Source organism: Anaerobacillus sp. 63XJN7_4_ISO-PGPR-S23-413, assembly GCF_056173725.1.
Window position 1 is genome coordinate 4,209,470 of record NZ_CM149688.1, and the last position, 14,242, is coordinate 4,223,711.

General features: G+C 40.3%; 13 protein-coding genes. 4 read left to right on the plus strand and 9 right to left on the minus strand.

All coding sequences use genetic code 11. The features are described 5' to 3' along the window. Positions 1 to 81 precede the first annotated feature (81 nt). The 3 genes from AC0VYO_RS21705 to AC0VYO_RS21715 form a co-directional block, all read right to left on the minus strand. Positions 82 to 1,713 carry a hypothetical protein gene (locus AC0VYO_RS21705; RefSeq protein ID WP_475368263.1) on the minus strand — a complete coding sequence of 544 codons (1,632 nt, stop codon included), beginning with the start codon at positions 1,711 to 1,713 and terminating at the stop codon, positions 82 to 84. Next, positions 1,710 to 2,504, minus strand: coding sequence for an ABC transporter ATP-binding protein (locus AC0VYO_RS21710; RefSeq protein WP_430245440.1), 795 nt, complete (start codon positions 2,502 to 2,504; stop codon positions 1,710 to 1,712). The genes AC0VYO_RS21705 and AC0VYO_RS21710 overlap by 4 nt, the downstream gene beginning before the upstream one ends. Before the next feature lie 161 nt (positions 2,505 to 2,665). Then, the gene (locus AC0VYO_RS21715; protein WP_475366255.1) at positions 2,666 to 4,192 is read right to left on the minus strand and encodes an RQC-minor-2 family DNA-binding protein; all 1,527 of its coding nucleotides are present in this window, start codon (positions 4,190 to 4,192) and stop codon (positions 2,666 to 2,668) included. 165 nt (positions 4,193 to 4,357) lie between these two features. Here AC0VYO_RS21715 and AC0VYO_RS21720 point away from each other — a divergent pair, with 165 nt between their 5' ends. Beyond that, positions 4,358 to 5,812 (plus strand): phospholipase D family protein, encoded by a 1,455-nt coding sequence (locus tag AC0VYO_RS21720; RefSeq protein WP_475366256.1) that lies wholly within the window; start codon positions 4,358 to 4,360, stop codon positions 5,810 to 5,812. 265 nt (positions 5,813 to 6,077) lie between these two features. Then, complete coding sequence (locus tag AC0VYO_RS21725; RefSeq protein ID WP_194218189.1) at positions 6,078 to 6,446, plus strand: VOC family protein; 369 nt, start codon at positions 6,078 to 6,080, stop codon at positions 6,444 to 6,446. A 48-nt stretch (positions 6,447 to 6,494) separates the two neighbouring features. Here AC0VYO_RS21725 and AC0VYO_RS21730 read toward each other — a convergent pair whose 3' ends face one another. After that, a complete protein-coding gene (locus tag AC0VYO_RS21730; protein ID WP_194218188.1) occupies positions 6,495 to 6,725 on the minus strand; it encodes an excisionase family DNA-binding protein in 231 nt (76 codons plus the stop codon). 138 nt (positions 6,726 to 6,863) lie between these two features. Between AC0VYO_RS21730 and liaG the strand changes: the two genes are divergently transcribed. Then, complete coding sequence (liaG, locus tag AC0VYO_RS21735) at positions 6,864 to 7,718, plus strand: LiaG family protein (protein WP_194218187.1); 855 nt, start codon at positions 6,864 to 6,866, stop codon at positions 7,716 to 7,718. A 423-nt stretch (positions 7,719 to 8,141) separates the two neighbouring features. On the opposite strand, the gene AC0VYO_RS21740 is transcribed toward liaG, so the two are convergent. From AC0VYO_RS21740 to nagA, 4 genes are read right to left on the minus strand one after another with little or no spacing between them, the layout of a single operon-like run. Continuing rightward, the gene (locus tag AC0VYO_RS21740; protein ID WP_194218186.1) at positions 8,142 to 8,891 is read right to left on the minus strand and encodes an SIS domain-containing protein; all 750 of its coding nucleotides are present in this window, start codon (positions 8,889 to 8,891) and stop codon (positions 8,142 to 8,144) included. Positions 8,892 to 8,912: 21 nt separating this feature from the next. Further along, complete coding sequence (locus tag AC0VYO_RS21745) at positions 8,913 to 9,635, minus strand: GntR family transcriptional regulator (RefSeq protein ID WP_194218185.1); 723 nt, start codon at positions 9,633 to 9,635, stop codon at positions 8,913 to 8,915. 15 nt (positions 9,636 to 9,650) lie between these two features. After that, positions 9,651 to 10,385 (minus strand): glucosamine-6-phosphate deaminase, encoded by a 735-nt coding sequence (nagB, locus tag AC0VYO_RS21750; RefSeq protein WP_475368264.1) that lies wholly within the window; start codon positions 10,383 to 10,385, stop codon positions 9,651 to 9,653. Beyond that, positions 10,372 to 11,580 (minus strand): N-acetylglucosamine-6-phosphate deacetylase, encoded by a 1,209-nt coding sequence (nagA, locus tag AC0VYO_RS21755; protein WP_475369085.1) that lies wholly within the window; start codon positions 11,578 to 11,580, stop codon positions 10,372 to 10,374. The genes nagB and nagA overlap by 14 nt, the downstream gene beginning before the upstream one ends. A gap of 185 nt (positions 11,581 to 11,765) precedes the next feature. Here nagA and nagE point away from each other — a divergent pair, with 185 nt between their 5' ends. Further along, positions 11,766 to 13,631, plus strand: a complete 1,866-nt coding sequence (gene nagE, locus AC0VYO_RS21760; protein ID WP_430247122.1) for an N-acetylglucosamine-specific PTS transporter subunit IIBC — start codon at positions 11,766 to 11,768, stop codon at positions 13,629 to 13,631. Positions 13,632 to 13,677: 46 nt separating this feature from the next. Here nagE and AC0VYO_RS21765 read toward each other — a convergent pair whose 3' ends face one another. Beyond that, positions 13,678 to 14,241, minus strand: a complete 564-nt coding sequence (locus tag AC0VYO_RS21765; RefSeq protein WP_430247123.1) for a hypothetical protein — start codon at positions 14,239 to 14,241, stop codon at positions 13,678 to 13,680. Position 14,242: the final 1 nt, after the last annotated feature.

Below are 14,242 nucleotides of genomic sequence, written 5' to 3' on the forward strand. Positions count from 1 at the left end.
ATCATCTAAGCACTAGGAGACTAAATAACCCACCTCATAATGAGGTGGGTTATTGATTCGACAGGAATCGGGGAGTGCCTGTCACTCGCTATGTTTCAATCCCTTATTCCAAATAAGCGGTAAGATAAACGCAAGAACAAGGAGATACGCCCAGGTACCGAATGGAACTTTGGTTAGTATAAAGTGTACGACCCAGAATACAGGGATCAATAACGCAAACGGGATAGTCTTCCAACCATCACTTTGCCCGGCTGATTCAAAAGGCTCCGAAAAAGGAAGCGTGCCTTTCAATATTCGAAAACAAATGACGCTATAAATAAGAGCGATTAAGCATACGATGATCAAATCTGGAATAATTCGAACACCGAATAAAAAGGTATAAATCGCACTGATAGCCACAAACACAGGTGCAAATAGGCGAAGTAGAAAAGCCTTTAACGTACCCTTAATAATCACGCCAGAATTTTGTATAGGTGTGACATGATAAATCCATGACCCTTTACTTTTACTCGAATATTGAAGCATGATCACTATTCCCGGAACCATCATCATGCTCGCATAAATCGTTAAATAGGAGTTACCTGAAGTAAGGGCTTCAAATGACTGCCCAGCAGAATAGCTATTATACAGAAAAACAAAAGGAAAGATCATAGCAAACCCAAGAGAAGGATAGATCTTAAGTTTTAAATCACGTTCATTCTTTAGCATTCTCCCCGCAAATTGATAAAACGCATGCTCTTCTCTGCTTCGCGTGATAAATGAAGCCAAACGTTCCATTCCCTTAAATGTCTTCTTTTTCGATGGGCCAGTCTGATCGATGAGCTTAAGAAGGTTCTTCTCAAACGTAGGTAACAATGATAAATATAGCCACAGAGCGATTAGTGGTATCAAAATAGCTAATGCGATAAAGATATAGTAATAAGCTCCGTTAGCCCCATTCAACACTACAGCAAACGGTGCGCCAAACCAAACTGGCGGTAAAAGGAGATTCCACCATGTTGGTGAAAAGCCTACCTGTAATCCCGCAAATTCAAAAGCACGAGCAAGTACTTGATAACCGACTACGATGGTGATTGATAACCCTATTTGCACATAATTAATGACATCTCTTAAGCGTTCTCCGCCAAAAAATTTTAAGATGATGTAATACAGCAGCGCTGTCAGCGCCACAATTAACAAATCACTAAAAAACACTGTAACGACAAATAACACTCCAAATAAAATTCCATACTGCACAGTTCCTACAATAAGTGGAACAACAACAATCGCAGCCGTTAAGAAAAATAAATATATCGTAACGTGGACAGCCCGTGCTGCACTAATCGTTCGACGATCGACAGGTCTTGTGCCAATAACCGTTTGGTCTCGAACGTCTAAAAGAACAGAAGAGAAATCTGAAATCATCGCCGTCATAATTAAAAACATTAAAACGCCGAAAATCAAGCTCATCTGAAACATAAAATTGTCACCAAAAAACAGGATCGGAATCAACGTTAGCCCAATAAAAGCATAAAACCAGAGTGATTTAAGAAACTGGTTGGAATCTTTCTTTTTGTTCCCACTCATGTTCTGGCTCATTATCGTAGTAGGGCGTCTCCCATCCATCGTTAGCTTTACCTGAAGTATTCGACGCAAGGTTGGATAATCAATATCCAGCCGCTCAAATAGGAACCGAAAGAGGTCAAGAATCTTTAGTGTTGGAAAGTTCTTCATACATCTTCACGCTGCACGATTTGCACAAAATCTCCCGCAAGATTTTGATGCTCATTAAAACCTGTTAATTGATTAAATATCTCCTCAAGTGAGCCCTCTTTATTTTTTTGACGAAGCTGTTCAAAGCTTCCATCCGCAACAATCTTGCCATCATTTAGAAGGAGAATACGGCTACTAATTTTCTGAACGACCTCCATAATGTGCGAAGAGTAGAAAATCGTTTTCCCCTGAGCCGCAAGCTGAGCAAGGATTTCTTTAAACACCATGACACTATTCGCATCAAGACCATTGATCGGTTCATCGAGAAAAAGAATATCAGGGTCATGAAGCAAGCTAGAAATCAGTAAGACTTTTTGCTTCATACCTTTTGAGTAGGATGAAATACGAGATTCATAAACGTCTTCAAGCTCAAACACTCTCATCAGCAATCTAGCTTTATATTCCGCTGTATCAGCATCTAATCCGTAGAGTTCACCTGTAAACGTTAGGTACTCCTGCGCAGATAAGTTATCATAAAGGTCCGCCGATTCTGGAACATACCCGATTCTCTTTTTATAATCAACGCTATTCTTTTTAATATTTTCTCCAAATATCTCAACTTCACCAGCGTAAGTAGCTTCTAATCCGAGCATGATTTTAACAGTGGTACTCTTACCAGCCCCATTCGGACCAATGTAACCAATAATTTGCCCTTCATAAACATCAAGATCAATATTATCTAGAACGAGCTTTTCTCCGTACCACTTCGTCAATCCTTTCAAAGAAAGTACTTTTCCCGGTCCGTGTTCCATACAATCCCCTCCATATGTAAACTTCTACTTATTTCTACGAAACTTACGATAAAAGGTTTCATCCTGTCCACAAACCCTTTAGGTAGTATAATCAGGTACTTTCCCACCGAAAATTCATTTCGTCAACAAAAAAGACGATGCTACTCACATCGTCTTTCCAGCTATTCGCCCTCTCTACTTAACATTCGATTGGCCTTCTCTGTCAGCCCATAGCCTTTGGAGATTTTAAGCAGCAAGCCGTCTTTCTCCATGTATTTGATCCCTTTGACAACATGTTTTTCTTGCCAATTCTGTAAAAGACCGAACACCTCATTTTCATGTAGTCTCTGTGCTCGTATCGCATTTGTTGCTTGTCCGGTAAAGACTTTTGAGAGCACATGAAGTGGCTCATTTTCATGCCTGATAATGAAGTGAAGCAATAACTTCATCTCGCCAATTGTCATCGTATGTTTCTTTACATTCATGTACTCTTCCTCATTCGAAGGGACATTTTGACTGATTGACTTTACTTTTTCCAGGTAGTCTCGAACAAAGGTGATTTCCCTTTGATCCAAATCCGGAAAAACTGTCCGAGGCTTAAAAGGTGCTATGGTATCGGTTAATACATGGGAAAACCAAATAAGTGGTGAGCCTGCTCGATCTTCTGGCAGTCTCACGCTTTTGAGCTGCTGATAAACCGTAACCGTAGATGGCGCTTCAAATAAAGCAAGTTCTTCTTCTGATAAAGTATGCTGAACTTGTAGCACTTCAGCATAAAGCGGTGCATACGGCTTGAATGCTTGAATCGCTTGAGACACTTCCTCTATTTTTTCTACTAAACGTGGAGTCTTGTCTACCATTTTATTGAATTGTCGTTCAATCGTTCCGATACGTTTCTTCGCACGGTCCATGTCAATTTCCTCTTTAAAATGGACATGGTTTTCCTCTATATCATAATAAATCGCATATCCGCAGGCCTCACAATAAAATTCAACATCACTACTAGAAGGGTGAAGCATCATCTTCTTCTCATGATGACAAACTCCCTTTTCGGTCCATAACCATTCATCTGGAACTTCGCGGTAAGGTCTCATCACAATGTCGACTCGGTGTCGCCAGTAAGCAAGATCTTCAGGAGAATTTAAAAGGGAGATAAGAGGCGAGTGATTCATCCTTTCAACCGCTTTTACAACGTTTTCTTTCTCTCTAGCCAATTGAATAAACGGATGAAGTTGATACGCCTCTATAATGCGCTCTTCCCATTCTACACGAGACTTTTCAGCTAACTCCGCGCAAAAAAGGTAATCTCGAATAACCCGATCGAGATGACGATCAAGATCTTCCGTTGATAACTGTAAATAAAACTCTTGATAAGTAGAATTGTTATGGATGGGGAGGCCATGCATCGGTGAAAAAGTTTGCCACAATAATTGCTCTGGTTTGATAAGATGTGGGTAAAGCTCATCTTCTTTATTTAAAGGAATAGGTAAAACGGCTTCGTTTTCCTGTTCAAGAAACGTTTGCAACTTCTGCTTCTCTTCCTGGATAAGAGCGCCAATCTTCCGTTTCACATGTTCGTGAAGACGATGAATCATGCCTTTTTGTACTTTCTGACCTACCGTTCTAATTCGTTTATTTTTCTTTCCCATTGGAACAAACGCAAACATCGGATAGGCATCAAAATGATAAGTATGATGTTCAACTGTCATTATGCAAAACCCGCTTTCTGTCTTTCAGCTGTTTATCCAACAGTATACGGCGGAATTTGGTATGGAAACAACCTTACAGCATGCAAAAAAACACATTTAGAGGAGGGATACATTTGTACGGCTCGGGGTATATAAAGAGAAAATAGAAACTGAGGAGCACTACATATGAAGAAACGATCATGGTATCGCAAAAAACGTTGGATGATATTCATTATATTTTTAGTTATTTATGTAGGCGTTATCACTTATCACCGCTTCAAGCCTTTACCTGAAGGCGTATCCTACGCAGGTGAAGTTCATCAAATAAATGATGAAGACATCGAGTTTCTTTTTGACTTAACTTACGACAAAAAGGAGAAAGAAGTTTATGATCATAGTATTTTTGATGAAATCAACAGTACGATTCAAGAAGCCGATGATTTCCTTATTTTAGACCTTTTCTTATTTAACGGATACACGGATGGGAAAAGAGATTATCCAAAAATCAGTGAAGACTTAGCGAATACAGTAGTTGAAGTAATGAAGGCGAAGCCTAACCTGAAGGTTGTCCTCATTAGCGATGAAGTGAACACAACATATGGATCTCACGAGGCTGACCAAATAAATAAAATTAAGGAAATGGGCGCCGAAGTTATTTTCACTGATCTTGATCGGCTGCGAGATCCAAACTTATTTTATTCAGGGCTTTGGAGAATGGGGATCACCTGGTTTGGGCAAGAAGGCAAAGGATGGCTTCCAAACCCAATGGCACCTTCAGCACCAAAAGTCACTGCACGATCTTATCTAGAATTGCTTAATGTGAAAGCGAACCATCGTAAAACGGTGACTACAGAAGATGCGGGTATTATCATGTCTGCAAATCCTCATGATGCGAGCGGTTTTCATTCTAACATTGCCTTTAAAGTGAAAGGCGAGATTCTAAATGACCTTATCGAAACTGAAAAAGCAGTTGCCGCCTATTCTGGAGGAAACGTATCGTCATTTCCAGACACTAAGTTGACCGATGAGAGTCCCGAGGCTGCTTCTAATGTTAAAGCTCAAATTGTGACAGAAAGTAAAATTCAGGATAGAGTTGTGACAGCTATTGATGATGCCAAAAAAGAAGAGCTTATCTATATTGGAATGTTTTATCTGGCAGACCGGGATATCGTTGATGCGCTTGTTGACGCAACCGAACGAGAGGTCGACGTACGTCTAGTACTAGATCCCAATCAAAATGCCTTTGGACAGCAAAAAATCGGCTTACCTAACCTTCCTGTGACAGCTGAGCTAGAGAAACAAGGAAGTGAGCATCTTACAATTCGCTGGTATGACACAAATAAAGAGCAATTTCACACAAAACTATTGTATATAAAAGGAAATAAAGAGAGCACAATCATCGGTGGATCAGGCAACTATACCTCTAGAAACCTGGATGATTACAATATGGAAACGAATATTCATTTAAAAGCACCTAACGATACTAAAGTCGTCCAGGATGTTGACCGCTATTTTGAGCGAATTTGGTCAAATAAAGATGGAACCTATACAGCTGACTACGAAAAATATCAAAACTCTCTTTCCCCCTATAAATATTTCATGTATATTCTTCAAAAATTATTCCAAGTAACCACTTATTAACTATCATTAAAAATCCCCGGGAAAAATTTCCCGGGGATTTTTAGCTTACCTTGTTCTTCTTTTATTTCGCATTTTCTTTACAATCGGATAAATAATGGGACCGTATTTAATCGCTTTTTTAATCAAATTTCTCATAAAAGGATACCCTCCTCTAGTACTATCCTTTATTCCCGATTTCTTATTACCTAAACGAAAGATTAGAGGAGATTCAATGGACTGGAGAGAACTAGAAAATAACCAGATAATTAGGAGGACGATTTCTCTTATGATCAAACAGGTGAGCCAAATAGCGATTCCCGTCAAAAAGATGGAGCGAGCGGTCCAATTCTACAAAGAGCATTTGGAACTTAAATTATTATTTGAAACAAATCAGATGGCTTTTTTTGATTGTAATGGGCTGCGCTTGCTACTAAGTCTTCCAGAGAAAGAAACTTTCGCACATGCAAGTTCAGTTCTTTATTTTGAAGTAAGTCATATTGAGAAAAGCTACGAACGTTTAATGAAGAATGGGGTGATTTTCATTAGTAAACCTCACCTAGTTGCGAAAACAGATGACGTTGAAACGTGGATGGCGTTTTTTGAAGATAGTGAGCAAAACACACATGCCATCATGAGTGAAGTGCTAACAAAATAAAGAAAGGATGCCGGTGGCATCCTTTCTTACTTGAGTTCTAAACCTTACTTAATCTTCATCTTTTACATCTGGATCTTCTGGAAGCGGCTCATTGGCTTCTTCTTCTAATCGTCTCTTCATTTTTTCCAACTGTTCAAAATGAGTATTAAACTGCTCTTTATATAGCAAATATTGCTCACCATCAAAAATGGTGCGAACGCGCTTCTCTCGAATGAGCGTTTCGATATAGGATTCTGGTAAAGATAAATATTCTGCCGTTTCTTTAATAGTGAGGTACATGCGCCTGCCTCCAATATACGTCATTACGTCTCAAGTCTTATTCCAATTTAATACTCTAGATGATGTTTAGATGACTTGAACTACTATAAGATTACCATAGGGAATAGCATAACGACGGAAACTCGGGGAGGAAATATAGTGAGAAGTGGATTTATGGTCATTGTTGGGTTGCTTGCAGTAGGGGCGGTTTTATTAATTTTATTTGAAAACACCTCTCTTTTTGCACGAGGAAGTGATGAGAACAGCATTGAGTTAAGTGAAAAAATTAATCAAGTTAGTATTTTGACGCACAGCAGTGATATGAACATAGTCACTGAATCACGTGATGATGTGAAAGCAACCTTAAATGGTAGTGGAGAGCTTTCGGTGAGAAAGAAGGGAAATGCGATTGAAGTTGAAGTGAAGCGAAAGTGGTATAAGTTTTTTAACTTTAACGGGGGATCAGATGTTACTGTTTACCTCCCAGAAGACTTTAAACACGATCTCAAGCTTGAGGTTGGCTCAGGAAGTGTTGTCTTCAATAATGAAGAAAATCCTACCATTTTAAACGAAGTAGATATTGATATGAGTTCGGGTGATGTTGAACTTTCCAACCTGGAAACAAAAAGCTTCGAGCATGACGGCTCATCTGGTCGTCTTATCATCGATCGACTTTCAACCGAGAAGGGAAGCTTTGATATAAGTTCTGGAGACGTGATTTTAACCCATTATTCTGGCCCACTTGAGGGAGAAATGTCATCAGGTGACATGAAAGTTCAAATGGATCAGTTAACAGGGGATGTATCGTTTGACCTTAGTTCAGGTGATGTCGATTTGGACCTTCCGGACAATGCTGATTTCACATTGGATAGTGAGGCAAGCAGCGGGGACATCTCAACCAAATTCACTTTAGAAGAGCAGACGATTAGCAATAAGGAAATATCAGGAGTACATGGTTCAGGGAAGTATCACGTGAAGATATCCCTTTCAAGCGGAAGCGCCAGCGTTTATTAAAAAGGAACACCTGCTTTCCAATAGGATGGCAGGTTATTTTTGAGTTTTCAATGGAAAATAAACGATTTGGTTTACTCGTCGGTTACTTTAACGGCATTTATCATTTCACATCACCAAATTATTTCCATGAAAATATTCCTTAACATGTTCTAGGTAATATTTATAGCCCTGCCTTCGTAATTATACTCGGTGGAACGCTCATTACCATTATAGGAATCTTGAGCATTCTCTTCATTCAGAAATCAGAAACAAAGCATACAAAGCAAGCTTACAAAATACCTCGCTATAAAGAAAAAAACCACTTTTCAGCTCTGCTGAAAGGGCGCCCTATGATGACCAATCCGATTGGTCACCACAGGGCGTAAATGAGTCTAATATCAACAACATTCAATTACATAGTCTTTAAAATAAGAGATTTTTTTGCTAAAAATCTTGATTGCCTTCGAGGAGCGGAATACGTGATTTGTATCTCTCAATCAATGCCTGATTCGATTCATCTGACCCGTCTACATTCCCGCTCTTAAACACAGGAGGAGTTATTCCCCGTTCAATCAACTGATGAATAGTTTCTACAGTAATACCGTTGAGGATCCCCATTCCTATAACGGTAGAGATTGAACCAAATGAGACTTGATTCTCTGTATCTTGAATCACCGCATCACCCACCTCAACATGGTTATCAATCACTTGATCTACTACATCGTACAAGTACTTTCCTTCTTTGTGACGAGATGATTGTCCATTTGAAGCTTTTCGTGAGGTTAAGCCGATAACGTACGCTCCTCTTTCTTTACTAAGAAGGGCAACATCAATCGGAACCGGGTTACGACCTGACGTCGATACAACGATCACTACATCGCCTTTTTGAATATCCTGGTCCGCCATGAATTCCCGGGCTAATCCATTCGTTCGCTCTAGAGCAGAAGATCTCGTTCCGCCTCTATGGAGCATTAAGTCTTCAATAAAAATAGGACGAATTGGCACAAGCCCACCTGCACGGTAAAAAACTTCTTCCGCCATCATGTGAGAATGTCCACATCCAAATACATGAATGATTTTTCCGTTTTCGATGCTATCAGCTAGAGCGACTGCTGCTCGCTCGATAGAAACGGCTTCTTTCTCTTCAATTACTTGAAGGGATGTTCTAATTTTGTTGAAGTAATCATGAAACAAATGAACGCCTCCTCAATGAAATTAACGCTTAAGTGTAATCATAAATTTATACCGATCTGCTCTGTACGAAGACTTCACTACTTCAAGCGGTGTATCATCCGCTAGTTTCGTATTCCTCTGAATGAGCAGTATCGGTGCTCCTTTTTGTATATTTAGGTATTCTGCTTCCTGCTGAGTTGCTACAGAAGACTCTAACACTTGGGTCGCTTCCTCAATCTTGATCGCTAGCTGATTTTCAATGTGATGATATAAAGAGTGCTGTACAGTTTCTTCCGTCAACCCTTTTACGAGGTTAGCCGAGATGTACGTCTTCTCAAGTGCCATTGGGATACCATCAGCAAGTCTGACCCGTTTAATTTCGTAAACAGGTGCGTGATCCTGTATTTTTAACTGCTCCGATATATAAGGTGGAGCAGGTACAATTTCAAACCCTACTAGTTTACTACTTGGTTCCATGCCACGTGATTTCATATCTTCGGTAAAACTTGTTAACCCCATCAGCTGTTGCTCAATTTTTTTCTCAGCAACAAAGGTACCTACTCCCTTTTGTCGATAGAGGTAACCCTCATTAACGAGCTCTGTAATGGCCTGTCTTACTGTCATGCGACTAATGCCAAAGCGCTCTGCATATTCTCGCTCGGATGGAAGCGAATCTCCTGGGGTTAACTCGCCTCTTTCAATCAGTCCTTTTATCCACTCAACTAACTGATAATAAATAGGTAATGGGGACGTCTTATCAATCATCGGAAATAACTCCTTTCAGCGCACTGTTACGCCTGATAACGCTTTTTTATCAGCAATAATTGTAACATGAGAATGCCTGTTTAACACCGATGCAGGAAAGGATTCGTCCACTTCACCTTCAACCAATTTCCTCATTGCCTCGTTCTTTGCTTCACCAGCAACAAGTAACAAAATCTCTTTGCTTTTCATAATGGTTGCAATCCCCATCGTAATAGCTTCATGTGGTACTTCGTTAATATCGTTAAAAAAACGAGCGTTGGCTTCTCTAGTAGATTGAGCTAGCTGAACTATTTGTGTTGTAGCTTCAAAAGAAGTCCCAGGCTCATTAAATCCGATATGCCCGTTACTACCCATTCCGAGTAGTTGCACATCAATTCCACCTGACTCTTTAATGCTTTCTTCATATGTTTTACATTCATCATTAAGATCAATCGCCGTACCATTTGGAAGATGTATATTCGCACTTGGAATATCGATTTCCCCAAAAAGTTTCTCATACATGAAAGCATGGTAGCTGTTCGGATTATCAGCTGAAAAACCGACATATTCATCAAGGTTATAAGTAGTAATCTCCTTGTAGGTAGTATGATTTCGTTGATGATCCTGAATTAAATGCTTATAAGTCCCTTGCGGAGTTCCTCCAGTCGCAAGTCCCAAAACCATACTTGGATGTGTATGAATTTTATCAATAAGATAATTCGCTGCCAGTTCACTCATATGCTCATAGTCATGTGCTTCAATGATTCTCATTTTCTACATCTCCTTTATTCGTATATGCAAGATGTCCATTACAAAATGTCATCATCACTTCTCCATCATTGGATCGTAAGAAAAAGTCTGCGTCTTTTCCCACGGCAAGGCTTCCTTTTCGATCAAAAACACCAAGCTGTTTCGCAGGATTTTCCGATGCCATTTTTATCGCGTTTTCAAGAGTGCAGCCCGTAAAAGCCTGGATGTTAGCAAGTGCATCCTTCATTTTCAGCACACTACCTGCCAAAGTTCCATTATCTAATAGCGCTTTACCATCTTTCACCTCAACATCTTGTCCACCCAAATCATAGCGACCATTTTTTAGACATTTGGCTCTCATCGCATCGGTGATTAGAATCATCCCAGCAACTGATTTTTGAAAATAAGCTAACTTAATCATTTCAGGTCTTACATGATACCCATCTGCAATCACTTCTGTTTTCAACTGCTTACTTAACAGAGCAGCACCTGCTACACCCGGTTCACGATGATGGAGACCTCTCATCCCATTATAGAGGTGGGTAACGTGAGAGGCACCACATTCAACTGCCTCCATGACCTGCTCATATGTGGCATCGGAATGACCAATTGAAGCCACAATACCTCTTTCTGTTAAATATCGAACAAGTTCCATGCCTCCTTCTACTTCAGGTGCCAGGGTAACTAGCTTAATCGTGTTGTTTGCTAGTTTATTCCAAGCTTTAAACACATCCACATCTGGTCGCTGCATGGCAAGTAGTGGCTGTGCACCAGCCCGCTTACTATTAAGAAATGGACCTTCTAAGTGAATGCCAAGTACTTCCGCATGTCCTGGTTGTTGTCTCTCCATTAAGTACTCGCCTGCATTCTGAATAGCACGCTCAATCGCCTTTGCTTCCTGAGTAATAGTCGTTGCTAGAAAGCTCGTTGTTCCTTCACCTGGAAGTGCTTTCGAAATAGTATCAAGCGCTTCAGTGGAAGCGTCCATCGTATCGGCTCCATTCACGCCATGAATATGGACATCAATCATTCCAGGAAGCACAGATACGCTTTCATTAAATGAATAGACTTTTTCTTGTCCTGCTATAGTACGTTCATCTGTATGACCTATTTCAATAATTTTACCGTTATCGACTTTAAGATAGCCGTTTTGGATCGTTTGTTCTTCGCTATAAACTGTCACATGATCAATAACAAAACACGCTTCATTCACGATGAGACACTCCTTTTTTCGGTTCATCTTGTTATTAAAATCGTACCACCATTAAGTACAGTTGTCTATACCAGCGTAAGCCTAAATTCGTCCTGTACGAGAAAATTGGTATAGACAACTATATTTAGTGCTGTTATGATGAACATGACAATAAAACGTTTTCAAATTTCGAAAGGGGTTGAACGTAAATGCTCGGAGCTTTACAACGTATTGGTAAGTCCTTAATGCTACCAATTGCTGTACTTCCGGCTGCTGCCTTGCTATTGAGGTTAGGGCAGGATGATTTACTTGGTATTCCATTTGTAGCAGCAGCTGGTGGAGCCATATTTGATAATCTCGCACTTATCTTCGCAATAGGTGTAGCCATTGGATTTTCTAAAGACAGCAACGGTGCGGCTGGTCTAGCCGGTGCCATCGGTTACCTTGTTCTTACACAGGGGACTCAAGCAGTGAATGAGAATATTAATATGGCGATACTTGGAGGAATCCTTTCTGGTATCGTTGCGGGACTTCTTTATAATCGATTTCATGATATTAAGCTTCCGACCTGGCTTGGTTTCTTTGGTGGACGACGCTTTGTCCCTATCGTCACAGCAACAGCAATGGTTATTCTAGCAGGAATATTTGGATTTGTTTGGCCTCCGATTCAAGAGGGCATTAATTCGATCGGACAATGGATTATCGATGCAGGAGCACTTGGTGTTGGTGCATTCGGATTCTTAAATCGACTTCTTATTCCATTCGGTCTACACCATGTCCTAAATAGTTTAGTTTGGTTTGTCTTTGGTGATTACAACGGAGCAACTGGAGACTTGAATCGATTCTTTGCTGGAGATCCAACCGCTGGTATATTTATGGCTGGTTTCTTCCCAATTATGATGTTCGGACTTCCGGCAGCGTGTTTTGCAATGATTGCAGCTGCTAAAAAGGATAGAAGAGCAGAAGTAAGCGGAATGTTAATCGGAATCGCATTTGCATCCTTCTTAACAGGGATTACTGAACCAATTGAATTTGCCTTTATGTTCTTATCACCATTATTGTATGGGATTCACGCTCTATTAACTGCCAGTTCGATGGTTCTGGCGTATGTGCTGGATATCCACCACGGCTTCGGTTTTTCTGCAGGAGCCATTGACTTTTTCCTAAATTACGGTTTGGCACAGAAGGCAGGTCTACTACTTGTTATTGGGATTATTTACGGAGGAATCTACTTTGTTGTATTCTATTTCCTCATTAAAAAATTAAATCTCAAAACACCTGGACGCGAAGATGAAGACATGTCATATCCAACAAATGCACCAGCTTCAAAAGAAGACAAATACGATGTAATGGCAGGTCACTTTATCCGAAGCATTGGTGGCATTGATAACATCTCATCTATTGATAATTGTACAACAAGACTCCGCTTACAAATGAATGACATGACAAAAGTAGACGAAGCAGAATTAAAGCGTCACGGTGCTCGAGGTGTAGTGAAAGTTAACAACCGCAACTTGCAGATCATCGTAGGAACTGATGTGGAATTTGTTGCAGATGCAATGCGTGGAACAAATTCACATGCTTCTAGAGAGAGCGACGATCCAACTATCAATTTTACAAAAACGCTAGCTGAGCAAGATTTCGTCATGCCAGTCAAAGGAAAAATTATTCCACTTCAGGAAGTTCCAGACCAAGTATTTTCTGCAGGAATGATGGGGGATGGCTTCGCAATTCTTCCTGAAGACGGTCATTTCGTTTCACCTGTTGATGGTGAGATTATAAGCATTTTCCCTACAAAGCATGCAATCGGCATTAAGTCGAATAGCGGCGTTGAGATATTGATCCATGTAGGAATTGATACCGTCAACTTAAAAGGAGAAGGCTTTACAACACTTGTAAACGAAGGGGATACAGTTAAGAGAGGCGATAAGCTTATGACGGTCGATATAAGTAGCGTCAGACGTTCCGTACCTTCAGTTGCAACTCCAGTCATTTTCACGAATTTACAAAAGTTGAAAATCAAAAAATCCGGAAATATTAATCAAGGCGATAGTGGAATCATTTCGATTGATTAATCGCCAAAAACGAAGAAAGGCAGCGGATATCCGCTGCCTTTCTTTTTTATTTATTCATTTTATCAAGAAATCCTCCGAGCAAATCATCTGCGCTTTCTTCTTCCTCTACCGCTGAACTTTGCTCCTGTTGCGCCTGATCCCAATCAAAATTCATCAAATCATCATCAGACGACTTGGAAGGTGCTTCAATCGGTTCATAAACGGCTTTTGGCATAGTTCTTTTCGAAACTTCATCTTGCAAATAAAGCGCCTGATCAATATCAATCGAGTTGCTGTTAAAAGATGCAAGGAGTGATGCAGCCCGCACTGGATCAGATAAAATTTGGTAAACGATGTTGCCAAGAAGCGCTTCTGAATGCTCATGCTTAAGCCAATCTCGTTGGGCTTTGCTTAATCCCTTAGGCAAAGGCACAGTAATAGCATCATTATCGCGCCTTATCGTTTGCGTGACACCATCTAACACATACTCCGCAACGCGGCTTGAGAAGTTACGCTTTTCTTCGTCCTTTAACTTCTGAAGCTGCTTTAGAATATGATCAGGTGTATCAGAGGGAAGACGAAATGTAATCGCCTGTCCTCTCTGAATCCCCGTCATCCCCGCCTTTTTCATC

What these genes read in the sequence shown, in the direction of transcription:
- AC0VYO_RS21705 (WP_475368263.1), bottom strand. Translation starts at nt 1,713, where the DNA reads ATGAAGAACTTTCCAACACTAAAGATTCTTGACCTCTTTCGGTTCCTA.
- AC0VYO_RS21710 (WP_430245440.1), bottom strand. Translation starts at nt 2,504, where the DNA reads ATGGAACACGGACCGGGAAAAGTACTTTCTTTGAAAGGATTGACGAAG.
- AC0VYO_RS21715 (WP_475366255.1), bottom strand. Translation starts at nt 4,192, where the DNA reads ATGACAGTTGAACATCATACTTATCATTTTGATGCCTATCCGATGTTT.
- AC0VYO_RS21720 (WP_475366256.1), top strand. Translation starts at nt 4,358, where the DNA reads ATGAAGAAACGATCATGGTATCGCAAAAAACGTTGGATGATATTCATT.
- AC0VYO_RS21725 (WP_194218189.1), top strand. Translation starts at nt 6,078, where the DNA reads ATGATCAAACAGGTGAGCCAAATAGCGATTCCCGTCAAAAAGATGGAG.
- AC0VYO_RS21730 (WP_194218188.1), bottom strand. Translation starts at nt 6,725, where the DNA reads ATGTACCTCACTATTAAAGAAACGGCAGAATATTTATCTTTACCAGAA.
- AC0VYO_RS21745 (WP_194218185.1), bottom strand. Translation starts at nt 9,635, where the DNA reads ATGATTGATAAGACGTCCCCATTACCTATTTATTATCAGTTAGTTGAG.
- nagB (WP_475368264.1), bottom strand. Translation starts at nt 10,385, where the DNA reads ATGAGAATCATTGAAGCACATGACTATGAGCATATGAGTGAACTGGCA.
- nagE (WP_430247122.1), top strand. Translation starts at nt 11,766, where the DNA reads ATGCTCGGAGCTTTACAACGTATTGGTAAGTCCTTAATGCTACCAATT.
- AC0VYO_RS21765 (WP_430247123.1), bottom strand. Translation starts at nt 14,241, where the DNA reads ATGAAAAAGGCGGGGATGACGGGGATTCAGAGAGGACAGGCGATTACA.